The sequence below is a fragment of the Bacillus sp. ABA4_010 genome (assembly GCF_056159105.1).
In genome coordinates, this window is record NZ_JBSWUN010000003.1 from 1,805,339 (window position 1) to 1,829,839 (window position 24,501).

Annotated in this window: 23 protein-coding genes and 1 pseudogene; 18 read left to right on the forward strand and 6 right to left on the reverse strand. The window is 43.8% G+C overall.

Translation table 11 applies throughout. From position 1 onward, the window contains the following. The first annotated feature begins 48 nt into the window (after nucleotides 1-48). From ACXAEO_RS10190 to ACXAEO_RS10220, 7 genes are all read left to right on the forward strand, one after another. Complete coding sequence (locus tag ACXAEO_RS10190; RefSeq protein ID WP_474884078.1) at nucleotides 49-1,350, forward strand: FAD-binding oxidoreductase; 1,302 nt, start codon at nucleotides 49-51, stop codon at nucleotides 1,348-1,350. Nucleotides 1,351-1,352: 2 nt separating this feature from the next. Further along, nucleotides 1,353-2,699, forward strand: coding sequence for a (Fe-S)-binding protein (locus tag ACXAEO_RS10195; protein ID WP_474880502.1), 1,347 nt, complete (start codon nucleotides 1,353-1,355; stop codon nucleotides 2,697-2,699). After that, nucleotides 2,699-4,153 (forward strand): FAD-binding oxidoreductase, encoded by a 1,455-nt coding sequence (locus ACXAEO_RS10200; protein ID WP_474884080.1) that lies wholly within the window; start codon nucleotides 2,699-2,701, stop codon nucleotides 4,151-4,153. The genes ACXAEO_RS10195 and ACXAEO_RS10200 overlap by 1 nt, the downstream gene beginning before the upstream one ends. Nucleotides 4,154-4,316: 163 nt before the next feature. Beyond that, nucleotides 4,317-6,500 (forward strand): malate synthase G, encoded by a 2,184-nt coding sequence (locus tag ACXAEO_RS10205; protein ID WP_474880504.1) that lies wholly within the window; start codon nucleotides 4,317-4,319, stop codon nucleotides 6,498-6,500. Between the two features lie 169 nt (nucleotides 6,501-6,669). Then, entirely contained in the window at nucleotides 6,670-7,449 is a 780-nt protein-coding gene (locus ACXAEO_RS10210) for a fumarylacetoacetate hydrolase family protein (RefSeq protein ID WP_474880508.1), read from the forward strand. A gap of 52 nt (nucleotides 7,450-7,501) precedes the next feature. Next, nucleotides 7,502-8,293 (forward strand): IclR family transcriptional regulator, encoded by a 792-nt coding sequence (locus ACXAEO_RS10215; RefSeq protein ID WP_474880512.1) that lies wholly within the window; start codon nucleotides 7,502-7,504, stop codon nucleotides 8,291-8,293. A gap of 250 nt (nucleotides 8,294-8,543) precedes the next feature. Continuing rightward, nucleotides 8,544-10,334, forward strand: coding sequence for an L-lactate permease (locus ACXAEO_RS10220; RefSeq protein ID WP_474880515.1), 1,791 nt, complete (start codon nucleotides 8,544-8,546; stop codon nucleotides 10,332-10,334). Nucleotides 10,335-10,428: 94 nt separating this feature from the next. Here ACXAEO_RS10220 and ACXAEO_RS10225 read toward each other — a convergent pair whose 3' ends face one another. Continuing rightward, a complete protein-coding gene (locus tag ACXAEO_RS10225; protein ID WP_474880517.1) occupies nucleotides 10,429-10,611 on the reverse strand; it encodes an H-type small acid-soluble spore protein in 183 nt (60 codons plus the stop codon). Nucleotides 10,612-10,911: 300 nt separating this feature from the next. Here ACXAEO_RS10225 and ACXAEO_RS10230 point away from each other — a divergent pair, with 300 nt between their 5' ends. After that, nucleotides 10,912-11,367 carry a hypothetical protein gene (locus ACXAEO_RS10230; RefSeq protein WP_474880519.1) on the forward strand — a complete coding sequence of 152 codons (456 nt, stop codon included), beginning with the start codon at nucleotides 10,912-10,914 and terminating at the stop codon, nucleotides 11,365-11,367. A 288-nt stretch (nucleotides 11,368-11,655) separates the two neighbouring features. Continuing rightward, the gene (locus tag ACXAEO_RS10235) at nucleotides 11,656-12,834 is read left to right on the forward strand and encodes a CapA family protein (protein ID WP_474880522.1); all 1,179 of its coding nucleotides are present in this window, start codon (nucleotides 11,656-11,658) and stop codon (nucleotides 12,832-12,834) included. 57 nt (nucleotides 12,835-12,891) lie between these two features. Here the strand turns inward: ACXAEO_RS10235 and ACXAEO_RS10240 are convergent, their stop codons facing one another. Next, on the reverse strand, nucleotides 12,892-13,185 hold the full coding sequence (locus ACXAEO_RS10240; protein WP_474880525.1) for a hypothetical protein: 294 nt from the start codon (nucleotides 13,183-13,185) through the stop codon (nucleotides 12,892-12,894). A gap of 248 nt (nucleotides 13,186-13,433) precedes the next feature. Between ACXAEO_RS10240 and ACXAEO_RS10245 the strand changes: the two genes are divergently transcribed. From ACXAEO_RS10245 to ACXAEO_RS10265, 5 genes are all read left to right on the forward strand, one after another. Further along, entirely contained in the window at nucleotides 13,434-14,192 is a 759-nt protein-coding gene (locus ACXAEO_RS10245; RefSeq protein WP_474880527.1) for a carotenoid biosynthesis protein, read from the forward strand. After that, nucleotides 14,189-14,911, forward strand: a complete 723-nt coding sequence (locus ACXAEO_RS10250; protein WP_474880530.1) for a lysophospholipid acyltransferase family protein — start codon at nucleotides 14,189-14,191, stop codon at nucleotides 14,909-14,911. The genes ACXAEO_RS10245 and ACXAEO_RS10250 overlap by 4 nt, the downstream gene beginning before the upstream one ends. Then, nucleotides 14,908-16,014, forward strand: coding sequence for a glycosyltransferase family 2 protein (locus ACXAEO_RS10255; protein ID WP_474880532.1), 1,107 nt, complete (start codon nucleotides 14,908-14,910; stop codon nucleotides 16,012-16,014). The genes ACXAEO_RS10250 and ACXAEO_RS10255 overlap by 4 nt, the downstream gene beginning before the upstream one ends. Continuing rightward, entirely contained in the window at nucleotides 16,011-17,471 is a 1,461-nt protein-coding gene (locus tag ACXAEO_RS10260; protein WP_474880534.1) for a phytoene desaturase family protein, read from the forward strand. The genes ACXAEO_RS10255 and ACXAEO_RS10260 overlap by 4 nt, the downstream gene beginning before the upstream one ends. A 133-nt stretch (nucleotides 17,472-17,604) precedes the next feature. After that, the gene (locus ACXAEO_RS10265) at nucleotides 17,605-18,330 is read left to right on the forward strand and encodes a hypothetical protein (protein WP_474880536.1); all 726 of its coding nucleotides are present in this window, start codon (nucleotides 17,605-17,607) and stop codon (nucleotides 18,328-18,330) included. A 255-nt stretch (nucleotides 18,331-18,585) separates the two neighbouring features. On the opposite strand, the gene ACXAEO_RS10270 is transcribed toward ACXAEO_RS10265, so the two are convergent. Further along, nucleotides 18,586-19,386 (reverse strand): ABC transporter permease subunit, encoded by an 801-nt coding sequence (locus ACXAEO_RS10270; RefSeq protein ID WP_474884082.1) that lies wholly within the window; start codon nucleotides 19,384-19,386, stop codon nucleotides 18,586-18,588. Nucleotide 19,387: 1 nt separating this feature from the next. Next, a pseudogene (locus tag ACXAEO_RS10275) lies at nucleotides 19,388-20,276 on the reverse strand (ABC transporter ATP-binding protein); the annotation flags it as partial. A gap of 170 nt (nucleotides 20,277-20,446) precedes the next feature. Between ACXAEO_RS10275 and ACXAEO_RS10280 the strand changes: the two are divergent. The 4 genes from ACXAEO_RS10280 (at nucleotide 20,447) to ACXAEO_RS10295 (ending at nucleotide 23,570) form a co-directional block, all read left to right on the forward strand. Next, nucleotides 20,447-21,394 (forward strand): DHH family phosphoesterase, encoded by a 948-nt coding sequence (locus ACXAEO_RS10280; RefSeq protein ID WP_474880538.1) that lies wholly within the window; start codon nucleotides 20,447-20,449, stop codon nucleotides 21,392-21,394. Nucleotides 21,395-21,613: 219 nt separating this feature from the next. Then, a complete protein-coding gene (locus tag ACXAEO_RS10285; RefSeq protein WP_474880540.1) occupies nucleotides 21,614-22,207 on the forward strand; it encodes a chromate transporter in 594 nt (197 codons plus the stop codon). Beyond that, nucleotides 22,204-22,734, forward strand: coding sequence for a chromate transporter (locus ACXAEO_RS10290; RefSeq protein ID WP_474880542.1), 531 nt, complete (start codon nucleotides 22,204-22,206; stop codon nucleotides 22,732-22,734). Before ACXAEO_RS10285 ends, ACXAEO_RS10290 begins: the two co-directional genes overlap by 4 nt. Nucleotides 22,735-22,823: 89 nt before the next feature. Continuing rightward, the gene (locus tag ACXAEO_RS10295; RefSeq protein ID WP_474880544.1) at nucleotides 22,824-23,570 is read left to right on the forward strand and encodes an SDR family NAD(P)-dependent oxidoreductase; all 747 of its coding nucleotides are present in this window, start codon (nucleotides 22,824-22,826) and stop codon (nucleotides 23,568-23,570) included. 130 nt (nucleotides 23,571-23,700) lie between these two features. Here the strand turns inward: ACXAEO_RS10295 and ACXAEO_RS10300 are convergent, their stop codons facing one another. Both ACXAEO_RS10300 and ACXAEO_RS10305 read right to left on the reverse strand, forming a co-directional pair. Continuing rightward, a complete protein-coding gene (locus tag ACXAEO_RS10300; protein ID WP_474880546.1) occupies nucleotides 23,701-23,913 on the reverse strand; it encodes a hypothetical protein in 213 nt (70 codons plus the stop codon). A 12-nt stretch (nucleotides 23,914-23,925) separates the two neighbouring features. Further along, on the reverse strand, nucleotides 23,926-24,495 hold the full coding sequence (locus ACXAEO_RS10305) for a YdcF family protein (protein ID WP_474880548.1): 570 nt from the start codon (nucleotides 24,493-24,495) through the stop codon (nucleotides 23,926-23,928). Nucleotides 24,496-24,501: the final 6 nt, after the last annotated feature.

Consider the following 24,501-nt stretch of genomic DNA (forward strand, 5'->3'; position numbering starts at 1 on the left):
ATATTTAGAAACGATGTTTCGTATTACAAAACGAAAGAGGTGTCGGAATTGGTTACAGCCCAACTGTTAACAGAGTTAAGAGCTGTTTTACCTGAAGTAAACATGCGAGAAGGAAAAACCCATCCGCTTGGGAATGGGGGACAAGTCATCATGTATCCGACAGCAGAGAACGACATCGCAGCTATTTTACGTTATGCCAATGAAACGGGCAAAAGCATATCAGTGGCAGGAGCCGGCACGAAGCGGGGGTTCGGCGGTTTGACAGATCAGGCTGATTTTTTGCTGTCGCTGTCTACTTATAAAGGGATTGTCGAGCACACACCTGGTGATATGACGGTAACGGTGAGAGCCGGCACGCCGTTTCATGAATTACAGGAATATTTGGCCAGCTACAACCAAAAAGTTGCCCTTGATCCATCACAGCCAGAACGGGCGACCATTGGCGGTATTGTTGCAGCAAATGAAAGCGGACCGAAGCGCCTTGGCTATGGTTCAGCAAGAGATGCGGTCATTGGCATGCGAATCGTTTACCCAGATGGGAAGGTGATTCGCACTGGAGGCAAAGTTGTTAAAAATGTCGCCGGTTATGATATGAATAAGCTGTTTATCGGTTCGATGGGCACGCTTGGGGTTCTGTCCGAAGTCACGCTGAAGCTCCGTCCTCTTCCAAAATATGAAAGTCTCATTCTCTTATCGTTTCCAGAAGGCAAGCTAGAAGAAGTTCGGTCGTTTGCGGTCAAGCTGCTTGATTCAGCGCTGGAGCCGTCTGCGCTTGAATTGTTGAGTCCGTCTTTAGCCGAGCGACTAATTCATGTTAACCATTATACGCTAGCTGTCAGCTTTGAAGATGTAGAAAGATCGGTTCACTATCAAGAACAATTTTTGAAAACGCTTCAACCGACCGATACCTTTATGACGATGTTGCCAAAAGAAGAAGCGCACACTTTTTGGACGTCTTTTTATAAGCTCGCTCCATCGAACGATCAAACGACAGCGCTGCTAAAAGTTGGTGTCGTGAATTTAGATATGATTCATGTGCTGAAAGAAAGCGAGCTATTGCAAGATGTACATCATCTAGCAGTAGAAGCGCACGGAGGACTCGGTCATGGTTTGGGTTCCATTTATTTGCAAGGAGCGAGTGAAGACATTTTGGCAGCCATTCATGAAATAAGAGCAGCGGTTACACAGCTTGGCGGCTATGTCATTGTGAAGCATTTACCGCTCGAACTTCGCCAGCAAATCAGTGTGTGGGGGGAAACGCCGCCGACTTTCTTCCTATTTAAAGGGATTAAAGAAAAGGTGGACCCGAAGAATGTCTTAAATCATAGACGATTCGTGGGAGGGATTTAAGCGTGAGTACAAATGTGAAACAAGACCCGGCATGTACAGCAAATAGCTTAAGCAATTATTTATGGAGTGATGCGCCGGATGAAACGAAATGGGCAGACTGTGTGCATTGCGGCATGTGTCTTGAATCTTGTCCAACGTACGAGCTGACAGGTCAAGAGCAGCATTCACCAAGAGGGCGTGTGTATTTAATTAAATCAGTGGCAGAAGGAAAGTTTCACGTGAACGAGCAATTTATGGATCCCGTCTTTACGTGCCTCGACTGCCGAGCATGTACGACGGCTTGTCCAGCTGATGTGGATGTGGGCGGTTTAATTGAAGAAGCGCGCGGTCAAGTTCGGCAAGCCATGCCGTTGACCGGATGGAAAGGAATGGTCAGCAAAATATTTCTGCAAGGATTGTTTCCACACCAAAAGCGGTTGAACTCATTAGGGAGCTTATTAAAAGTATATCAAAAGAGCGGTATGCAAAAAATCGTTCGTACATCTGGTCTCATTAACATGATGCCAAAGCATTTAGTGGAGATGGAAGCAATCATGCCGGAAGTGAAGGAGCCTGTGCGCAAAAAATATAAAGATGAAAACGTCGTGAAGGCAAAAGGAGAAACAAAGCATGAAGTCTCCTTTTTGACTGGCTGTGTGATGGATGTGATGTTCAGTGATATTAATGAAGCAACGATTAATGTACTTACCCGAAACGGAAATGATGTCGTCATCCCGAAAAAGCAAACGTGCTGCGGCGCTCTTCACGTGCATGCAGGTGATCGGGAAACAGGTCGAAAGCTCGCTAAACAAAACATTGAAGCGTTTCAAGATTTCGACACGGTCATCGTTAATGCCGCCGGCTGTGGATGTATGCTGAAGGAATATGCCGAACTATTCCGTGAAGAGCCTGAGTGGCGGGAGCGAGCCGAACAGTTTTCAGACAAAGTGCAGGATATTTCAAAATATCTTCATGATACGGGTTATGATGTGCCGAAAGCAGAGTTGAACACAACGATTACGTACCACGATGCTTGTCATTTGGCACATGGCCAAGGGATTCGCCAAGAGCCGCGCGATTTGCTGCTGAATATTCCCGGTGTCGAGATGGTGCATATGCCAAATGCTGATCGTTGCTGCGGCAGTGCGGGCATTTACAATATTACGAATCCGGAAATGGCGAACGCGGTGCTGGAAAGCAAAATGGAAAACGTCCCAGAAGAAGTCGACATGATTTCAATGGGGAACCCTGGCTGTATGCTGCAAATGGCGATGGGGGTTCAAAAGTACGGACGAAATCAGAAGGTCGTTCATACAATTCAGTTGCTTGATTGGGCTTATCAAAAAGAAGACGGCTTGGAGGGGAAATGATGAGAGGAAACGATGTGAAAACAACCGACCCGCATATTCGACAATTGGCGAAGCTCGTTAGCGGCCCGCGTTCGATTTTATATCACCGTGAAGATTTGACCGCATATGACTGTGATGGCTTTACGATTCATCAGCATTTACCAAAGGCTGTCGTTTTTCCGAAAAATACAGAGGAAGTAGCGAAGGTTGTCAAATATTGTGCCGAACATGGCTTGCCATTTCTCGCAAGGGGAGCTGGAACGGGCTTAAGCGGCGGAGCGATTCCACTCAATGGCGAGGTGATTATCAGTCTTGCGAGGATGAAGCGCTTATTAAGTGTCGACCTTGAGAATAGGCGTGCGGTAGTCGAACCTGGTTTTGTGAACTTGAAGCTGACAAATTCGATTTCGGATAAAGGCTATTATTATGCGCCAGACCCGTCGAGCCAATATTGCTGTACCATTGGCGGCAATGTTGCGGAAAATGCTGGCGGAGCGCACTGTTTAAAATATGGGGTGACAACGAATCATATTCTCGGACTCGAAGTTGTACTGCCGAATGGAGAGATTATTAACATTGGCCAAAATGGGATTGCGGATGCCCCAGGATATGATTTACTTGGCTTATTGACAGGCTCTGAAGGCACATTAGGCATTGTGACGAAAATAACGGTTCGCATTTTGAAAAACCCCGAAGCGAAACAGACGGTGCTTGCCTACTTTGATCGAGTGTCAGACGGAAGTCAGGCCGTTTCAGACATTATTTCGGCCGGAATTGTACCTGCAGCGCTGGAGATGATGGATCAAACGGCGATTGAAGGAGTAGAAGCAGCCGCGTTTCCGGTCGGTCATCCAAAAGACATCGAAGCGCTTTTACTTATTGAAGTGGACGGCATTTCAGCTGGAATTGATGAGCAAATTGAACAAATTTTAGCCGTTTGCCGAAATCGAAATGTTAGAGAAGTGAAAGTGGCACAGGATGAACAAGAGCGCGCCAGATGGTGGGCGAACCGAAAAACGGGGTTTGGCGCGATGGGAGCGATTTCTCCTGACTATTTAGTACAGGACGGGGTCATTCCGAGAAGCCGCTTGCCTGAAGTGCTTCAGCGCATTCAGGAAATTAGCACGCAATATGGCTTGCGCATCGCGAATATTTTCCATGCGGGAGATGGTAATCTTCATCCGCTCGTCCTGTTTGATGCTCGAAAGCCTGGAGAAACAGAAAAAGCGCTGAAAGCCGGAAGTGCCTGCCTTCAAGCATGTGCCGATGTTGGCGGTTCGATTACGGGGGAGCATGGAGTTGGCATTGAGAAAAAGGAAGAAATGCGTTTTATTTTTACAGATGAAGAAATTGCGGCTCAAACGGATATTCGCGAAGTGTTTAATCCGGATAATTTGCTGAATGCCGGGAAGTTGTTTCCGACACCAGGGCGCTGTGTGGAAATAAAAAAAGAGCGGCAGGAAGCCACCTCGTGAACAAAATGAGAATTTTCACAAAAATAATTGAAATCCAATAAATGCCATGCTATCATCAAGTTAGAGAAATTACGAAACATTGTTTTGTAATAAGAAACAAAAAGAGGACGCCGTAAGATTTGGTAGCGTTTTCGTCAAGGTGCATATTGAAGGAGGAATCGTAATGGAAGGGTATGTAAAAACAGGTCAGCTACAAGTCGCATCCGCTTTGTATGAGTTTATTAATTCAGAAGCTATTCCAGGCAGCGGGTTAACAAGTGAGCAGTTTTGGACTGGATTTGAAGCCATTATTCACGATTTAACGCCGAAAAATAAAGAACTGCTAGCACGACGTGATGAACTTCAGCACAAAATCAATGAATGGCATCGAAATCATAGTCAATCGTTTGACTTTAACGAATATAAATCATTTTTACAGAAAATTGGTTATTTAGAGCCGGAAGCAACAGATTTTCAAATTACGACAGAAGCGGTGGATGATGAAATTGCGGTTCAGGCAGGACCTCAATTAGTCGTGCCAGTTAATAATGCCCGCTATGCAATCAATGCTGCCAATGCTCGCTGGGGCAGTCTTTATGATGCGCTTTACGGAACAGATGCAATTAGCGAAGAAGGAGGAGCCGAGCGAAAAGAGGTGTACAATCCGATTCGCGGAGAAAAGGTGATTTCGTTTGCTAAAGTGTTTCTTGATAAAGCAGCACCATTAACAGACGCCTCGCATAATGAAGCCGTTCATTATGCGATTGTGGATGGGGCATTAGCAGTGTCACTGAATAACGGTAAAATCGCTTATTTAAAAGAGGCTTCCAAGCTGGCGGGCTACCAAGGAGAAGCAGATGCGCCGACAGCTGTACTGCTGAAAAATAACGGGTTGCATTTTGAAATCCAAATCGATCGCTCCCATCCAATTGGCAAGACAGACGATGCTGGTGTGAAGGACATTTTAATGGAAGCAGCCCTAACGACGATTATGGATTGTGAAGATTCTGTCGCAGCAGTTGATGCAGAAGACAAGGTGCTTGTATATCGGAATTGGCTTGGGTTGATGAAAGGGGACTTAACGGCAAAGTTTACAAAAGGAAGCAAGGAGCTGACACGAAAGCTAAACGCCGACCGTCTTTATACGTCGCCAACTGGCGAAACGCTCACATTGTCGGGACGTTCGCTTATGTTTGTTCGAAATGTCGGTCATTTAATGACAAACAGTGCTGTATTAGATAAACATGGTGAAGAAGTGCATGAAGGAATTTTAGACACTGTCATTACAAGCTTATTGGCGAAGCATACATTGTCAGAAAACGCGGTGTATCAAAATTCCTCTAAACATTCGATTTACATCGTAAAACCGAAAATGCACGGTTCGGCAGAAGTGGCATTTGCTAATGAGTTATTTGACCGAGTGGAAGATTTGCTTGAATTGAAGCGGAATACGCTGAAAATTGGTGTGATGGATGAAGAGCGCCGCACGACACTTAATTTGAAGGCATGCATTCGTGAAGTAAAAGACCGCGTTGTCTTCATTAATACAGGATTCCTCGACCGGACAGGAGATGAAATGCATACATCAATGGAAGCAGGTCCGATGATTCGCAAAAATGAGATGAAAGCATCAACATGGCTTCAAGGCTATGAGCAGTCCAATGTGAGCACAGGTCTTGCCATCGGCTTCCAAGGTCGTGCCCAAATTGGAAAAGGAATGTGGGCAATGCCTGATATGATGGCAGAAATGATGACGCAAAAAGTAGCTCAGCTGAAAACAGGTGCTAATACAGCGTGGGTACCATCACCCACGGCGGCAACGCTGCATGCGCTTCATTACCATGAAGTCAATGTGACAAATGTTCAAAACGAGAAGCTCGCAGAAGTGAATGATTGGAAAGATGATATTTTACAATTTCCAGTAGAACAAAATCCGCAGTGGAGTCCTGAAGCCATTCAACAAGAATTAGATAATAATGCACAAGGCATTTTAGGCTATGTGGTTCGCTGGGTCGAGCAAGGAATCGGCTGCTCGAAAGTGCCGGACATCAACAACATCGGACTGATGGAAGACCGTGCGACATTGCGCATTTCAAGCCAGCATATGGCGAACTGGCTTCACCACGGTGTTTGCACGAAAAACCAAGTGCTTGAAACGATGAAACGAATGGCGAAAGTCGTTGATGAGCAAAATGCGGGCGATCCGGAATATCGTCCGATGGCGACAAACTATGATGATTCTGTCGCATTTCAAGCAGCATGCGAGCTTGTCTTTGAAGGCTATGATCAGCCGAACGGCTATACGGAGCCAATTCTTCACCGCCGCCGCCTTGAAGCGAAAGCGAAATTTACTGTCAACCAATCATAGAACAAACGAATGACGAAAAAGAACCCGTCGCAACTATCCAATCAAACAAAGGATTTAGCGGCGGGTTCTCCTAATCACGATTTATCATTTGCTAGACCTAAGAGGGAAAACTCAAGCTGTGTCGAGTTATTAAGTGAAATGTATATAAAAAAGAAAAGGGTGTGGGAGAATGAAGTTTGCTAGATTTACATTCAATGAAATGGTACATACAGGTGTAATCGAAGGCAGTACATTGAGAGAGATTCATGGAAATATGTTTGGAGAGTGGTCTTATACAGGAGCGGTGTTCCCGATAGATGAAGCGACATTGTTAGCACCGCTTGTACCGAATCAAGTGATTGGCATTGGCGCGAACTATGTCGCAAAACTAGACGAGCTGCCACGTGAATGGCCGGAAATTCCGGTCTTTTTCTTCAAACCGGTTTCATCTGTCATTGGACCAGAAAAGGAAATTGTCATTCCAGAAGACATTGAACAAGTGAAATTTGAATCGGAGCTCGCTGTTGTAATTGGAAAAGAAGCGAGACATGTGCCAGAGTCAGAAGTGCTTGATTATGTGTTCGGTTATACTGTCGGAAACGATGTAACGGCGCCGCAATTTTTTCGTGAAGACGGTCATTGGACGATTGGGAAATCATTTGATACGTTTACCCCGCTTGGTCCGGTTATTGAAACCGAGCTTGATTTGTCCCGCATTCGGGTGGAAGCAAGCTTAAATGGTACTGAAAAACAAAACAGCGGGACGGACTTAATGATTATTTCCATTGAGAAGATGATTTCCTACTTGTCGAAAGTGATGACATTGAAGCCAGGCGATGTCATTTTAACAGGCAGTCCTGTCGGGGCGGAAATGGTCGGAGCGGGCGATGTAATTGACTGCACGATCCATGAAATCGGAACGCTTCGCAACACCTTTGTAAAGGCAAAGGAGAAAGCTAGCATTTCGTAATCATGGAACGGCAAATGAAAACAAGTATGTAAGACATCAGAGGTGAGCAAGATTGGAAAGAGAAAACATGGTGAAATCGGTAAGCCGGGCGCTCGATATTATCGGAATTGTCGGGTTAAAAAAGGACGGCTTAGGCGTCACGGAAATCGCGAACCAAATGGATATTAACAAAAGCTCTGTTTATCGCATTTTATCGACGATGGTTCAATATGGTTATATTGAGCAAGATGCTGAGACAGGTCGCTATAAGCTCGGCTATAAATTTTTAGAAATTAGCTCGCGACTCCTTGAATCGATTGATTTGCGGACGGAGGCAAAACCGTATTTGCAGGAATTAGAGAGCCAAACAAATGAAGTGATCCATCTTGTTGTGTACGACCAAGGAGAAGTCGTATACATTGAAAAATTAGAAGGAAACGAAACGCTTCGGATGCATTCGAAAGTGGGAAAACGAGCGCCGATGCATTGTACGTCCGTTGGGAAAGCCATACTCGCCCATTTGCCGTCTAGCGTCGTGCTAGAGATTTTGGAGCGTAAAGGCATGCCGATGCATACGGATAAAACGATTACGGAAAAAGAGGCATTTTTAAAAGAGCTCATTCAAGTAAAACAAAGGGGCTATGCGCTTGATTTAGAGGAAAACGAATATGGGATTACATGCATTGCCGTCCCGATTTTCGATCATTCCGGAAAAGTGACAGCCGCTGTCAGCATTTCAGGGCCGACCATTCGAATGACAGAGGAGCGACTTGAACAGCTTCAGTCAACGATGAAGAGTATCGGCAAACAAATTTCTCGCCGACTTGGTTATAAGAAAGGCGAGAGCGATGTTTCTAATTTTTGAGTCAGAAACTCCATAATATATGGCAGCCATGATCCAGTCTTTTTTGGGAAAGAAAAAGACTGGATCATTTTTTGTATCTAATTATTGTAATAATTAGAAAATTATTGAAATTAAACAAATAGCCTGTATAATAGGATTTGAGTCAACCATTTGTTATATAACAAAACAAAATAGTTATATAACAATAGAGCGTCATGCGAAACGAAACGATCAATAGTTTTGTATTATGAAACAAAGGGGGAGTTATGGTATGGGTACAGGGATGTTAGCATTTTTGTCACTTCTTCCGATTATCGCAGTAGGGGTATTTCTTGTCGGGCTTAGATGGCCAGCGAGTAAGGCAATGCCAATTTCGTATGTTGTTGCGATTGTATTAGCTCTGTTCGTCTGGAAGGTGCCTGGCGCCAACGTCGCCGCTGCTTCAGTGAACGGGCTTGTCGTCGCTGTGACGTTGCTGTACATTATTTTCGGGGCGATTTTACTACTGAACACCTTGCAAGAAAGCGGAGGTTTGAAAACGATTCGTCAAGGTTTTACCGATATTTCCGCTGACCGCCGCATTCAAGTTATTATTGTTGCTTGGCTGTTCGGCTCTTTCATTGAAGGCTCAGCTGGATTTGGGACACCAGCTGCTGTGGCGGTTCCGCTCATGGTGGGCTTAGGCTTTCCAGCGATGGCTGCTGTTATTGCTGGAATGATGATTCAAAGTACACCCGTTTCCTTTGGGGCGGTAGGAACACCGATGTTAGTAGGGGTGCAGACCGGGTTATCAGCTGACCAGAGCATTACGGGTGACTTCCTGTCATTGGTGACGATGATTGGAACGAAAGTGGCATTGCTGCATCTTATTGCCGGTACACTGATCCCGCTTTTCGTTGTCGCCTTAATGACTCGTTTCTTTGGGAAAAACAAATCTTTTTCAGAAGGAATTAAAGTATGGAAGTTTGCTTTATTTTCCGCTTTTGCGATGACAATTCCTTATATTATCGTCGCTAACGTACTCGGACCAGAATTTCCGTCCATGATTGGCGGGCTTGTCGGGTTAGCGATTGTGATTTCGGCTGCGAAAAAAGGATTTTTAATGCCTCCGAAAGAAGAGACATGGGATTTCGAGGAAAAGTCGAAATGGGATCCAGAATGGAGCGGAAAAATTGAAATTAAAGACATTGCTCATAAAAGCGGAAGTATGAGCATGGTGCGGGCATGGTCGCCGTATATTCTCGTTGGCTTGTTGCTTGTTTTAACAAGACTTACTTTTCTTCCATTTAATGCATGGATGAAAGCGTGGAGCATTTCGATTCCGAACATGTTTGGAACAGAAATTACAGCTAGTTTTCAGCCGCTATATTTGCCAGGGACGATTTTTATTGTCGTGTCGCTAATTACCTTCTTTCTTCACGGAATGAATGGAAGCGCATACAAACGTGCGTGGAATCAATCCTCTAAAACGATGATTGCCGCATCGACAGCGCTTGTGTTTACCGTTCCGATGGTGCAAGTGTTTTTAAATTCAGGCGGCGGGGCAGCTGGGTTTGACAAAATGCCAATTGAGCTGGCGAACGGCGTGGCCGCATTAGCCGGGGACTACTGGCCGCTGTTTTCCACCTTTATCGGGGGATTAGGAGCGTTTATTGCAGGCAGCAACACGGTGAGCAATATGATGTTTTCATTGTTCCAATACGATGTAGGTTCTCAAATTGGAGTGGATCCGACGTGGATTGTCGCTCTTCAGGCTGTCGGGGGAGCAGCGGGAAATATGATTTGTGTGCATAACGTCGTCGCCGCATCAGCCGTTGTCGGACTCGTTGGGAAAGAAGGAGCTGTCATTCGAAAAACATTGTTTCCGTTCACTTACTATGCGCTGTTGACAGGAGCTATTGGCTATTCAATTGTCTGGTATGGACAAAAGGGCCTCTTTAATCTCGGCTCCTTCATTGTCCTTGGGATTGGGTGTGCGGCCGTGTATATTATTGCTACAAACCGTCGCCGTCATACCTTATCTGCGACTGCTTCTTCATGGAGTGTGAAGTCAGGGAAATAGTTGACCGGACAAGAAGGCGGACAACGGGCAGCAATCGGGCGGAGCCTGTTGTCCGAGTATTGTGAGCAGCGCTTTATTTTCAGTTTCTGCTCTGTCAAACTGATTCATGCAAGCTTGTCAACGGTACGGTTTTTTCAACATCAGGATGTTGTTTTTCATAAATGCGGGCTGTTCCGCTTTCGGTATCTACATGCTGAATGATAACGGGATGGCCTAAATAGGTTACACTCACCTCATTAGCGGATTCAGCAATTTGCTGTGCACGTTCTGCCTCCATATTCGTCACCTTCCTTTACGTCATTAGTGTGTAACTGATGAAGGCATTTATTCAAATATTTGCGTTGCGAACACTTGAAAAAATGAACGTCGGTATAAAAATCGCGTTTAGTTGTTAAAATAAGGATATGCTAACGCTCTGAGTAGATTTTTTTAGTCATTTGCAACATGGTTTTGCAGAGCCTTAAACAAAGAAAAAATGAAGGATGAACCGTATGGGCAAACAACGCATATGTTTACCGGCAGCAGGCCGTTCTTTCAAGCAGTACCACCACTCTATCATGCAAAGGAATAACGATTCGTGACAAAACTGGAGGCGCTGTTATGGAGCATTGCCTTGCCGGGGTTCGGTCAACTCCTTCAGAAACAGTACATAAAAGGCGTCCTGTTTGTCTTGCTTGAATTTTTAATCAATTCCCAGTCTAATTTCAATGAAGCCATTTTACTTAGTTTTGTCGGTGACATTGATCAATCCATCTTCGTCCTTAATTTTCAATGGATTATGTTTTATCCTTGTCTCTACTTTTTTGCGATGTGGGACGCGGTGAAAGAAACGGGTTCTGTATCGCCTTATTCATTTTTACCGTTTGTTTTCTCCGCCTATTTTGTGACGGTTGGAGTGATGTATTCCACGAAGCTGAAAATTGGCGGCGTGTTACTTGGTCCTATTTGGCTTCCGATGCTGTTTGTTATCCCAGGTGTTACCGTAGGATGGGTGCTTCAATGGATTTTGTGTAGGAAAAGAACCGTACGCTGAACGACAACAAAAGAAACCCCGCAAGAAAAATGGTCGTGTTCCGGCTGCTTTTCTTGCGGGGTTTTTGCATCACCGCTTTTAGGCGCATGGCCTATTTTCGTAATCGATTTATAAGAAGGGAATACTTGAAAAAATCTCCTTATTTTTATGAATGTGATATAATTTAATAATGTCGTAATAAATACATAGAATGATAAAGCGATAGAGAAAATCTGAAACGCAAGTCCAATATATATATTGCACTTAATAACTCGACTTATATAGATAATGAATTAAAGGGGAAACAGCGTGGATACACTTCGAAATCGACAACGCAAGAGGAGACGAAAGGAAAAGCAGTTTCGGCGGTTGTTAACGGCTCTTTTAAGTTTGCTTGCTCTCTTGCTTTTTATGAATGGACGGGAATGGGGACAGCGTGAAGAGACGGTGTCGCAACCTGTAGTAAAACAAATAATGATAGAAGGTGAAATGCCGGAAAAAGAAAATTATCTCGATCCGAAAATGATCATTGAGTCGGAAGATTCGCATGATCCGATTCATCTTTCTTTCGGAGGAGATGTGCTTCTTGGATCAGGAGTCGGGGAAGATATCGCAAAGCATGGTGTTTCCTATCCGTTCGAGCACGTTGCCTCGCTGCTATCGGAAGCAGACTTAGCGGCTGTTAATTTAGAAACACCTGTGTCAACGAGAGGGACACCTTTTCCAAAAAGCTTTACGTTCCGCTCTCACCCTGACACATTGAAGGGAGTCGGAGATGCAGGCATTGATGTCGTCTCTCTTGCTAACAATCATACGCTCGACTATGGTGAAGAGGCATTAATGGATACGCTGACTTATTTGAAAAAAGCTCGGATTGGTTATACAGGGGCAGGGAAAAACGAAGAAGAGGCGTTTGCTGCCCATTACGAAATCATTAAAGGGAAAAAAATCGCCATTCTCGGTTTAAGCAGAGTGCTGCCAGCAGTTTCGTGGTTTGCGACAGAGGATCGTGCTGGCATTGCAAATGCGTATCGGGAAGAGCCGATGATGGACTATGTGAAAAAAGCGGTTCAATCGTCGGACTACACGATTGTAATGATTCATTGGAATAAGGAATTAGCAGATTATCCAGAAGATTACGCGAAAGAGCTGGCAAGGGAGCTTATCGATGCTGGTGTTTCAGCCATCATTGGCTCACATAGCCATTCATTAATGGGAATTGAGTATTACAAAGGAGCCCCCATCTATTACAGCCTCGGCAATTTCATTTTTACGAAATCATCGGTCCCGAAAGGAAATGAAACGGTCATCGCTCATCTTCAGCTTGATAATGGGAAAATCTCCAGCAGCGTCACGCCATTAAAAATTGAAGCCCATCAGCCCGTGTTGATGAATCCAACGGAGAGTAAGCAACTATTAAACAAGCTGAACAGTCTTTCATATAATGTCGAGATTGACGACAAAGGGAATGTCCATGTACAAGATTGAATGATCGGGCTATATAGTTTGAATGAAAAGATGTGATTCATGATGAGTCACATCTTTTTATATAGATGGATAATCTTCATGTGCTTCGGCAAGCAAATCGACAAAGACCGATACGACGATGTTCATTAAACTAGCGACATTCATAGCTGTGCTCCAAAAGCTTAAATAGCTGCCATCTCCTTCCATCGTCCAGAATGTGCCAGCTAAAATGCCGAGAAATGAGAGAGAAAAGACAAGCAGAGACGGGATGTATTTCACGAAAGGCCGCTTTTTATTTCTTTTGTACATCAATACAGTCAAACAGAAGAGGACAGTAAACCCAATGGCGGCTACCCATCCGAATTCATTCAAAGATAATCACCTCACATAAGCTAGTTTAGTCTTGCTTTCATTACGACATTACATTCGACATATAATCTCATGTAGTGTATCACACGCATGTAAATTTACCGTAAATATAATGAAGGAAATGATAAGAACACATTAAAATTATGTATAAAAAGTGAGTCGTTTTATAATGTGAGTGTCTTCATTTTACATGATGGAAGTAATCGTAAATATTGGCTCGTCTACGAACGGGAGCTAGAAAGGAGAATGATATGAATATCGCAAACGGCGTCTATCGTTTTTTTCTCGTTTGGTATGTGTGCGGGGTCGTGCTGCTTACATTCGACTTGCTGCCACCTTGGCTTGAATGGGCGAATGCCGTCTTTTTATATGCAAGCGGTCTTCTTGCTTATCTTTATTTGCAGCGTACGAGAGGAACGAAACTAGCGGTTTTCCTGTCTGTTCTGATTATGGCAGTATCGATGTTTTCTGAATGGCTTGGGGTAGAATACGGTCTTATTTTCGGTACATATCGCTATGAAAAGGATTTTGGCCTTCAGCTGTTCGGTGTGCCGCTGACGATCGGTTTTGCTTGGTTGATGGTCATCGTGACAGGACATGTACTCACTAAAAAGGTGATTCATCAAAAACGAACCGTCCTCAATGCAGTCGTCTATGCGACGGTCAGTGCGTTATTTGCCGTTATTATGGATTTGCTGATTGATCCGGTTTCATTTGTTGTGAAACAATATTGGATATGGGAAGGCGACAGTTTTTATTACAGCATTCCGCTGAAAAACTTTTCCGGATGGTTCATCGTTTCATTTTGCTTGCAGCTTCTATTTTATGCTTGGCAAGGAAACAAAGGAAAAGAAGATGTGTTATGGGAACAAAGAATGAAACAGCTCTATTTTTTAATTTTATCGATGTTTGCCTTAATGTGTTTGACGAACGGACTATACTTAGCAATTAGTATAACGGCAGTCGTCCTCGGGCTGACTTTTGTTATGAAAAGGAGGCTGGAACGATGATAAAGCCGCATAAGGATGAACGATTTCAATCGTTCTTTTTTCCTTTTGTTCGCCATCTGTTAAAAAAACAGTTTTACCGCGTCTATGTCTACTCACATCAGCCGCTGGCAAAAGGACGACCGACCTTGTTGCTTGTTAATCATTCAAGCTGGTGGGATGGTCTTGTTTGCTTTTATTTAACGAGAACATTTGTAGACTATGACAGCTATGCGATGATGTCAGAACAAGGGATGAAGAATTTCCCGTTTTTTAAAAAAATAGGCGCTTTTTCGGTTAATCCAATTTCACCGAAGCATGTGTTGCGCTCACTGCGTTTTGCGAAGAAACTACTCGAAACAAACAAAGCGGTATGGCTATTCCCGCAAGGAAAAGAAGAACATTTAGAAAAGCGCCCGCTGTCTTTTGCTCCGGGTGCTTCCTATTTAGTGCAGGAAGTATCAGATATCCAAATCATCCCGGTTGCATTTTACTATACGTTTCGCCATGACCAGCGGCCAGAGCTGTTCATTTCGTTCGGTAAGGCGATAGAAGGGGACAGCTTTCAACAGTTGTCACGGGAACAAATAACAAATCATTTAGAACAGAAGCTAACATTTGAGCTTGATGATGTGAAGCAATCCGTTATTCAAGAACAGACGAACCGCTACAAAACCGCGTTGTGCGGATATCGAACCATTAGTGAATGGTTCACTTGGTGGAAGGAGACGCTAACAAAATGAGTGTATACATTTTACTACTGCTCGGTTTTCTTCTTTACACCATCGTCAATATCGTCTTTTTTCCCAATTTAACAGAGGGTGATGACGATGGAAGTACACCAGCACCGCTCGTGTCACTTTTAGTGCCGATGCGCAATGAAGAGCGAAATGTTCATGGATTGATGGAATCTATTCAACATCTTACGTATCCAAATGTAGAAATTCTCATTCTTGATGACCAATCGACCGACGCTACCGGCGACATGCTCAAGCGGTATGCAAGCAACGATTCTCGCATTCGGGTGCTGCGTGGGATGCCGCTGCCAGAAGGATGGGTGGGAAAGGTACATGCGTGTCATCAGCTCGTGAAAGAAGCGCAAGGGGATTATTTTTTATTTATGGATGCAGATGTACGCCTGAAAAGTGATACGATCGAACGAATGGTTGGGCTTCAGCGAAAGACCGGTGCTGGCTTATTAACAGGCTTTCCGAAATTTCCTGTGAAAACATGGCTGGAAAAGCTTCTTGTACCGATGCAGCATGCGCTCGTTTATTTTCATTTGCCGATTATGTTAGCAAATGGAACGAGATGGAAGGCAGCAACAGCCGCTCACGGAGCATTCATGTTTTTTGAGCGAAGTGCGTATGAAGCGTCTGGCGGCCATAAAGCGGTGAAATCGTCTCTTATTGAAGATGTCCATTTGGCAAGGATATTAAAGGAAAATGGCTTTCGCGTTCTGCTTGTTAATATTGCGTCACATGTCACTTGCTTTATGTATGAAACGAATCAGGAAGTATGGAACGGTTTTGCTAAAAACATTTATACAGGACTAGGAAGGTCACCGGTTCGGGTGCTGTTGCTGACAAGTTATTATATGGTTTTTTACGTCTATCCGCTGCCGCTGTTTTTCAGCGGACTTGTTGCAGGAAACGGAGCATGGCTATGGCCATTTATCATCGTATGTGTGCAGCGATTTTTAGTCGATATGCATGTTCATCAGCAACGGCGCTTGGCGTTGTTCATGCCAGCAGCGGCACTGGCACTTGTAGCGATGATGAACTATTCAATGATAACCGCGCTTTTAAAGCGGGGATACGAGTGGAAAGGGAGGCGATATGAATGAAACGAGTATTAATTGTAGGAGGAGGACTCGGAGGACTGGCTGCTGGCATTCAACTTCAAGCAAACGGCTATGATGTTTCGATTTTTGAGCAAAATGAACATTTTGGCGGGAAAATGATGCCTGTTCGACTCGGTGAATATTCCTTTGATTTTGGGCCGAATACAATCACGATGCCCCATGTGTTTTGCGAAGTATTGAAAGAAGCGGGAGAACGTCCAGACGACCACCTTGAATTTATTAAGCTCAATACTCATACAGCCAACCATTTTCCAGATGGAACGTCTTTATATATGACGACAGATCGAAATGAAATGATCGAGCAATTCGAGCGCCTCGATGTGCATGCGGAAATTAGCTATTACGACTACTTGGAAGAAGTGAAAATGCTGTACGAAACGGCAGAAAAACAGTTTTTTTACCGAACGTTTTCATCGTGGACAGATTATGTCGATCCATCTCTTTTTCAAGCATTGCTGTCCGTTCGTCCGTTTGAAACGATGGACCATTTTCACCGTCAATTTTTTCGAAATGATTATGTCCGCCATGCGTTTAACCGTTATGCGACTTACATAGGTTCATCACCTTTTACCTCCCCGGCGACGTTTAGTTTAATTGGTCATCTTGAATTAAATGAAGGGGTGTATTACGTAAAAGGCGGCAATACGAAAATTGCTGAAGTGTTTGCCCACGTACTAGAAAAGCTCGGAGGGAAGCTGTACAAAAATATGAAAGTGACGAAAGTCGAAGTGGAGCAAAAACGGGCAACGGCGATTCAGTTGGAAAATGGAAAGACGATTGCTGGAGACATTGTTATTGTGAATGGGGATTTGCTGTCTGCGTATCCAGCTTTAGTAGAAGAAAAGCACCGACCGCACTTTAAAGACGGAAAAGTGGAGCGATACGAACCATCCATTTCCGCCTTTGTCATTATGGCGGGACTGAAGGGGCGAAGCTCAAAGTTCATTCACCATCAAGTCTATTTTGCTGAAGATTACGAAGCAGAGTTTCACCAGCTTTTTCATGAAAAGCGTCTGCCAGATGACCCGACCATTTATATTTGTAATTCATCGTATACCGACCCTTCTGCCGCCCCTGGGGACAATTTATTTATTTTAGTGAATGCCCCTGCTGTTACGAGTTCCGATCAGACGAGAGCGGAGGAATATAAACAAGTTATTTATGATAAGCTGAAGCGGTTCGGGGTCGATATCCCGTCGCGTCTGGAAGTCGAACAAGTCGTGACTCCAAAGGATATTGCCTCTATGTTTTCTGCTTATAAAGGAGCGTTGTACGGAATTAGCTCCAATCGAAAAATGGATAGTTTTTTACGCCCAGGCAATGTGTCAAAAGACATTTCCAATTTGTATTTTGCTGGCGGTACGACGCATCCAGGGGGAGGGTCACCAATGGTCGTCATTAGCGGCATGAATGTGGCGCGTGCGGTAATGAGACGATGATGACAAGGGGAGATTGCGCCTTCCCCTTTTTCTTCTCAACCGATATAATGGAAAGGAACAATAATTTACGCAGTATTCGGCCGTTTTATAGAGGAAAGCGGTCTAACACTTCTAAAGGTGGATGACATCATCAATGATTTGGTTTACATTTTTTCTATTGTTTTTAACGGTCATCCGGCCTTATTTTGAGAGCGTCGCCATCCCGCGCTTAGGGACGGAGGCAAAGCGCATTCGCTTTTACAAAGAACAGATGTTTTTTTCCATCATCATCTTTATGTTTTTTGGAGCTATGATCGCTTTTTATGAAATTCCGTTATCGATGTTCGGGTGGAATGGTGCTTTTTTGGAAACGGTGAACGAATCCGTCTATTTTCCGAAAGTCATCAATTATTTATTGTTAATTGGCTATGTGCTTTATGTGTTATTTTGTTTTGCGATTCAGTGGATGAAAGAAAGCGGAGAGCAAGTGTTTGAAGCAGACGAGCTTCCTCCTTCCATTGAAGCGATATTTCCGCATAACAAAACAGAATATCGTTGGTGGGTTCTGTACTCGATTTTCGCTTTTTTAGCAGAAGCTATCGTGTACATCCCGTTTTTCGTTTACTTTGTGGGGCAGCTGCTTGTAGTTGGCAATGCGTATTTGATTGTGCTTGGCGCAGCGCTATTATATACAATGAGCCACCTTGCGTTTCAAAAAGATCGCTTAAGCGCTCAAACTCTGTTCGTCGGTGCATTTTTGGCGGCTTTGTACATGATTACAAATTCGATGGTTCCGCTCCTTTTATTTTACAGTGTCAGCTTTTTGATTGCTGAACTGTATCAAGAATCACAGCGGGAGCATCGGAAAGAAGTACGATAACGGAGAAAAAGTGAAAGAAGAAGGGGCTTTTCCATAAGTCTTAATATTTTCGAGGAAACGATTGTTTTTCTTTTTATGCAAAATGGACCGTTTATCAAAACCTGTAATACTCCTGGTTTTTTGTAACGGTCCATTTTATTTGGCAGGGGGTGTCTGAAAAGAGGTAGTTTGTCTCTTTTTAGACACCTCCTTCTTCTTTTATCGTGGAAGGAAACAGCCAATCTTAAACTTTCTGTACGCTCTTTAGCAGTACCGTTATAACGGTAAATCTCTTTTTTGAAACAAGAAGATGGATGTCCCGTAAAGAAGAAAGCCAATGATGGTGAAAAGAAAGGAAATGCCAGCGATGCCGGTCGCTCCATTCGCAATGTTAACGGGGTCAAATAAGGAAAATAAGGAGAGAGCTCGCAGCCACTCGAATTCTTCGCTTAGTTTACCGATGAAATCGGCCGCGTAAAACAGCAAGGTGGCGACAGCGGCGAGACTCAGCGCTTGTTTTTCATCATTCAGCAAACAGGAAAATAAAAAGGCATATCCGGATACGACGAAAAAGAGGAGAAAGACAACAAAATTTAATTTTAAAAAATCGGCGGCGTGAAAATGTAGTTCACTAGCTCCATACATCCCGACAAGAAGCCCTGTAATGGTGGTCGCTCCGACAATAATGATAAGACCAGTGATAAGAACACCTGCCATAGAAATCGCGATGGTGCGGCGTGAATTCGGAGTTGTCAGCAAATAGGCCATCGAACCTCGCTCGACTAGTTTTGCGATGAGTTGACTTGCGGTTAGTAAGCAGAAAATCGCTAAAATGATGATGAAAAGGGAGCCGTAATACTTTCCGGCGATAAAATCACCCAACGATTGAAAGCCCGCTTCCATATCAAATGCTTTTAAAAAACTTTCAGGCAATGACTGCATTAGCTCGTTTAATCCCTTGGCATTAGCGATGGAAGGATAAATGGCCATAATGAGCCATAAATAAAGAGCGGATCCAATAGCATAGTTGATGATGGACTTCCTGTACATTTTGAGCATTGCACGATAAAGAACCATGTTCATAACGAGTGCCCTCCTTGGTCATAGAAGTTCATAAAAAGGTCTTCAAGATTTTGAGTGTGGACGTTGACATGTTGAATGTGGAGCGTGGCAAGGAAAGCGAAGAATGTTTGATAGTCGCCATGCATCGCCACTCGCACTTCATGTTCGGAAATTTGTTCTGTTTCATAGCTGCTTGATAAAAGTGTTTGAATATCGGCTTTGTGTATGATGGTAAGTTCAAATACTTTACGTTGTTTTCGTTGAAGCTCTTCCATTTTTTCATGGGCGATTACTTTTCCATCTTTAATGATGACTACTTTGTCGCAAGCTCGTTCCACTTCAACGAAACTATGAGAGGACATTAATATTGCGGCACCTCGTTTCTTTTCTTCAATGACTAAATCAAGAAAAATTTGCTGCATGAGCGGGTCTAATCCAGAGGTTGGTTCATCTAAAACGAGGACATCCGGCCGATGCATGAAGGCAGCTGTAATGCCGATTTTTTGTTTCATTCCTTTTGACATTTTGCGAATAGGAACAGCGGCATCAAACTGTAACCGCTCAATTAGTTCATCCCGGTACGTCACATCCTTCATGCGGCGCATTCGACCAAGAAGCTGTAAAAACTCCATGCCGTTCATTCCGTCCAAAAAAGAAATCTCTCCTGGTAAATACCCGACTCTTTGTTGGATAGCGGCAGCATGTTCCCATGCATCGAGGTCGAAAAGGGTAGCTCTCCCTTTTTTTGGTTTCATAAACCCCATGAGATGGCGGATGGTTGTAGATTTGCCGGCACCGTTTGGACCTAAAAATCCGACGACTTCTCTCGGAGACACGGAAAAGCTGATATCGAAAATTCCTTTTCCATTTGAAAACTGCTTCGTTAATCCATTTATGACGATCATCTGTCCTCCTCCTTTTTGTATGAAGTTATATTATATATAACCATTGTAACAGCCAATTATTGTTGCGAAGCGGTAAAAATATTATATTTGGAGAAAATGTCAACCGTTTTATTGCGAAATTTCATAGGGTATACTAACAATACTCTTGTGTAAAAAAAGGAGGAGTTTCATTGAACAATGTTCATTTGTTTTCTCATAACGATTTAGACGGGTTCAGTCCGGCATTGTTAGGGAAAATGGCTTTTGGGGGAGAAAAATTTGAATACTCTTGTGTCGGGATTGCTCGAATTGACCAAGTCATTACCGAGTTTTTGGAGGAACATCAAGACACAGGAATCGATTTATACATAACAGATATTAGCGTGAACGAAGAAGTGGCAGCTATGCTGCAAAAGCGAGTTCAAAAAGGCCAAAAGGTCGTTTTAATTGACCACCATGCTTCGGCGCTGGCGCTTGGCGAAAAATATGAGTGGGCCCATGTTCAGCCTACTTACGCAGACGGAACGAAAACAGCGGCGACGACGTTGTTTTATGATTATTTAATCGAGCAAGGATATTTGAAAAAAACGGCGATTGTCGATGAATATGTGGAACTTGTCCGCCAATTTGACACATGGGACTGGTTTGCCAATAAAAATGAAACGGCGAAACAGCTGAATCATTTATTTTATTTAATTAGCCGTCATGAGTTTGAAGAAGCAATTTTGCCTATTTTACGAAATGCAGAAGGAAGCTTTGCCTTTTCCGAGCGCCATCAAACATTGCTGGAAGTAGAAGAGAAAAAAATTGAGAAATACATTCGCGAAAAGCAAAAACAAATGCTGAAGGCCGTTCTTTCAATTGGCGGAAAAGAATGGAAAGCAGGCATTGTATTTGCGGAAACATATCAATCCGAACTCGGCAATGCGCTTTGCCTGGAAGACGAGGAAATTGATTTTTCGGCGATGGTTGATATGGGCAGACAGAAAATCGGGTTCCGTACGACAAAGGAAGATTTAAACTTACTTGATGTCGTATCTCCGCTTGGAGGAGGCGGACACCCGAAGGCAGCGGGCTGCTCGCTGACGAAAGAGACATTTGAATTGTTTGTACAGTCACAGCTGTTCCAGAATTCTTGATCGTTTAGGGATGTAGGAAAGTGTTGAGTAAATATAAATGAAGAAAGGGCTGTCTGAAAAGAAGTGGGGTTTCTCTTTTCAGACAGCCCTTCGCTCTGTTCTTTGTTTAAGAATAAACGCATCTATTATAGAGAGATGACGAATGATTTCCACTACGTTAAAATGAGAGTTGGCAGAAGGGAAATAGGGAAGTGTCCAGCTTGCTGAAGGAAGAGGGAGATGTTAGTGAAAGATTATGTAGATCTTGCGGCGGGATTTGCCCGTACAGGTGTTACGGGCTACGGTGGCGGACCGTCAACGATTCCGCTCATTGAATATGAAGCGGTTCAAAACTATAAGTGGATGACAGAAGAAGAGTTTGGGGAAATTTTAGCGCTTGCTAATACATTGCCTGGGCCCATCGCAACGAAGATGGCTGCATACATCGGTTATAAAGTAAAGGGTGGGATGGGAGCGACGACGGCGATTCTTGCTCACGTCTTGCCATCGATTGTGGCCATGCTCGGCTTGTTAAGCCTTCTTTATGCATTTCGAACATCGCCTATTGTCAGTGGTATGGTTCAAGGGGTGACGCCAGTTATCGGATACATGCTGGCAGAAATGGCGTATCGTTTTTTTGAAAATGGACGTAAAGCATTCGGTCTGTCCAAAATGGTCACTTTGTCTAGTATTTCATTAGCGTTCATTCAGTTTTTTGGTGTTCATCCAGGCATTTTAATTGCCATCTTTTTAGCATCTGCTTTTATGATCGCTGCCCGTAGAGAAAAGGCGGAAAGAAGCGGGACGATGAAAGAGAAGGGAGGAAACGAATGATTTACTGGGACGTTTTTTGGGCTTTTTTTATTTCAAATCTTTTAGGGTACGGAGGGGGTCCGTCCACCATTCCTTTAATTCAAAACGAAGTTGTCAATCGTTATAATTGGATGACACTGTCTGAATTTGGAGACGTTCTGGCTATCGCCAATGCGTTGCCAGGTCCAATCGCCACAAAAATGGCGGGGTTTATCGGCTATAATGTAGCTGGGACATGGGGGGCCGTGCTTGCGCTTGCAGCGACGATTATGCCGTCTGCGATTGCCGTTATTCTGTTGTTTAAATTCGTCAGTTTATTTAAAGATTCTCCGAAAGTAAAGCTTATGACAAAGTCTGTCCAACCGATTATTGCCGTCTTGCTTGGAGTGATGGCGTACCAATTTTTTTTAACAGCTTTGGAAAGCAGCGGCATGTTTCAGCTCGTCTTACTGACATTGGCTAGTTATGTGACGCTTCAACGTTTAAAGATTCATCCAGCACTCGTCATTGCCGGAGCGTTGCTTTACGGAGGCGTATTTTTGTCATAGCGTACATAAGGGCGCTTTTTGTTTTCAGTTTTCTTTGAAATCGTATATAGTTTTACTATTATTGCGTAATGCAAAAAGGAGGAGACAGGATGGAATTTCAAGATCAAGTGGTCATTATTACGGGCGGTGCGAACGGAATCGGCAAAGGGCTGGCATCTGCTTATGCTGAAAAAGGGGCCATCGTCGTCATTGCCGATGTATCAGAAGAGAAAGGACAGCAAACGGTGTCCGAGCTGAAGGAACGATACGGAACCGGGCTGTTCGTTCAGACAGATGTGCGAAAAGAAGAAGACGTTGTTCGTTTAATGGAAACAGCCGTTCATACATATGGCCGCATTGATGTGATGATTAATAATGCAGGTGTCTCAAGATGGAAATCGCCGTACGAATTGACGATTGATGAATGGGATGATGTATTAAATACGAATCTTCGCAGTGTGTTTCTTTGTTCCCGTGAAGCGGCTCGCTACATGAAAGAAAGTGGTGGGGGCGCTATTATTAACATTGCGTCGACGAGAGCGTCCATGTCAGAGCCGAATTCAGAAGCGTATGCGGCGACAAAAGGCGGCATTCTTTCTCTTACACATGCACTTGCAGTCTCTTTAGGCGAAGACAAGATTACGGTTAATGCGATTTCGCCAGGTTGGATCGAAACGAATGATTACGAAGAGCTGCGTTCCATTGACCATACACAGCACCCGTCACAACGTGTTGGCAAACCAGAAGATATTGCGAAAGCTTGCGTATATTTATCTGCGAAAGGAAATGACTTTGTCACAGGTATTAATCTTGTCGTTGATGGCGGCATGACACGAAAAATGATTTACGAGCATTAAAAAAGAAGGCAGTTTCGATTGCGTAGAGCAAACAGCTATTCCATAGCGTTAATAGCGAAAAAAGGTTGGGGAAATGTAAAAAACCCAACCTTTTTTGTGCAAATGTACGTATTCCTTTAAAAGGCTATCGTTATTTTGGCTCTTTAAGGCCTTTAATGAAAATAAGAATCCCGATAACAAAAATAATGGGGAAGAGTATGACCATCAATCCCCCACCAGCAAACCCGTCTGAAACGCTGACCCCGTACAGAATACCGATTACCCAAGATAAGAGGGGCGCTATTAACAGCATCGTGACAATTCCCCAAGTTATGTACAGCTTTCTTTTTGAGTTTGGATTCATCACTGTTCCTCCTTACGGTCGGTCTAAAATGTAGGATTTCAACACTGCCGCATATTCACGTGTATATGTTTGGGCCTGAACGACTTTCGGAGTAGGAGCAGCTAGTGCATGGATATTTTCGTAGCCTAGTCGTTTCGCAATCATGTGCGCGCGAAATAAATGAAAATCATTGCTGACGATGACAATGTTTGCGTCCAAGTCATCGATTAGCTCTTTTGTAAATAAAAAATTTTCAAAGGTAGAGGTGGATTGATCTTCTTTTAAAATCCGATTTGGTGAAATGTTGGCTTCTAAAAAATACGTTTCCAGCGCTTCGGCTTCAGTAATGTCTTCACCAGGTCCTTGTCCACCTGTGACAACCACTTTTGTATCGGGATTTTCCTCCAAATAACGAAGCGCGGCTTCCGCTCGGTTGTAGAGACTAAGTGACATTTCTGTTCCGTCGACTTTTGCCCCGAGAACGATTAAATATTCCGCGTTTTTCGGAGGGGCATCATGTGCAGTGGCATACATGAAAGAAGAAACAGTCAGTATGTACAAACCGGCAGCCATCGCTACGCCCCACCCAATCTTCTTTTTCATACGAAT

Excerpts from the sequence above, each read along its gene's own strand:
- ACXAEO_RS10200 (WP_474884080.1), top strand. The coding sequence starts at position 2,699 with ATGAGAGGAAACGATGTGAAAACAACCGACCCGCATATTCGACAATTG.
- ACXAEO_RS10205 (WP_474880504.1), top strand. The coding sequence starts at position 4,317 with ATGGAAGGGTATGTAAAAACAGGTCAGCTACAAGTCGCATCCGCTTTG.
- ACXAEO_RS10210 (WP_474880508.1), top strand. The coding sequence starts at position 6,670 with ATGAAGTTTGCTAGATTTACATTCAATGAAATGGTACATACAGGTGTA.
- ACXAEO_RS10220 (WP_474880515.1), top strand. The coding sequence starts at position 8,544 with ATGGGTACAGGGATGTTAGCATTTTTGTCACTTCTTCCGATTATCGCA.
- ACXAEO_RS10225 (WP_474880517.1), bottom strand. The coding sequence starts at position 10,611 with ATGGAGGCAGAACGTGCACAGCAAATTGCTGAATCCGCTAATGAGGTG.
- ACXAEO_RS10245 (WP_474880527.1), top strand. The coding sequence starts at position 13,434 with ATGAATATCGCAAACGGCGTCTATCGTTTTTTTCTCGTTTGGTATGTG.
- ACXAEO_RS10250 (WP_474880530.1), top strand. The coding sequence starts at position 14,189 with ATGATAAAGCCGCATAAGGATGAACGATTTCAATCGTTCTTTTTTCCT.
- ACXAEO_RS10255 (WP_474880532.1), top strand. The coding sequence starts at position 14,908 with ATGAGTGTATACATTTTACTACTGCTCGGTTTTCTTCTTTACACCATC.
- ACXAEO_RS10260 (WP_474880534.1), top strand. The coding sequence starts at position 16,011 with ATGAAACGAGTATTAATTGTAGGAGGAGGACTCGGAGGACTGGCTGCT.
- ACXAEO_RS10265 (WP_474880536.1), top strand. The coding sequence starts at position 17,605 with ATGATTTGGTTTACATTTTTTCTATTGTTTTTAACGGTCATCCGGCCT.
- ACXAEO_RS10270 (WP_474884082.1), bottom strand. The coding sequence starts at position 19,386 with ATGGTTCTTTATCGTGCAATGCTCAAAATGTACAGGAAGTCCATCATC.
- ACXAEO_RS10285 (WP_474880540.1), top strand. The coding sequence starts at position 21,614 with ATGTTAGTGAAAGATTATGTAGATCTTGCGGCGGGATTTGCCCGTACA.
- ACXAEO_RS10290 (WP_474880542.1), top strand. The coding sequence starts at position 22,204 with ATGATTTACTGGGACGTTTTTTGGGCTTTTTTTATTTCAAATCTTTTA.
- ACXAEO_RS10295 (WP_474880544.1), top strand. The coding sequence starts at position 22,824 with ATGGAATTTCAAGATCAAGTGGTCATTATTACGGGCGGTGCGAACGGA.
- ACXAEO_RS10300 (WP_474880546.1), bottom strand. The coding sequence starts at position 23,913 with ATGAATCCAAACTCAAAAAGAAAGCTGTACATAACTTGGGGAATTGTC.
- ACXAEO_RS10305 (WP_474880548.1), bottom strand. The coding sequence starts at position 24,495 with ATGAAAAAGAAGATTGGGTGGGGCGTAGCGATGGCTGCCGGTTTGTAC.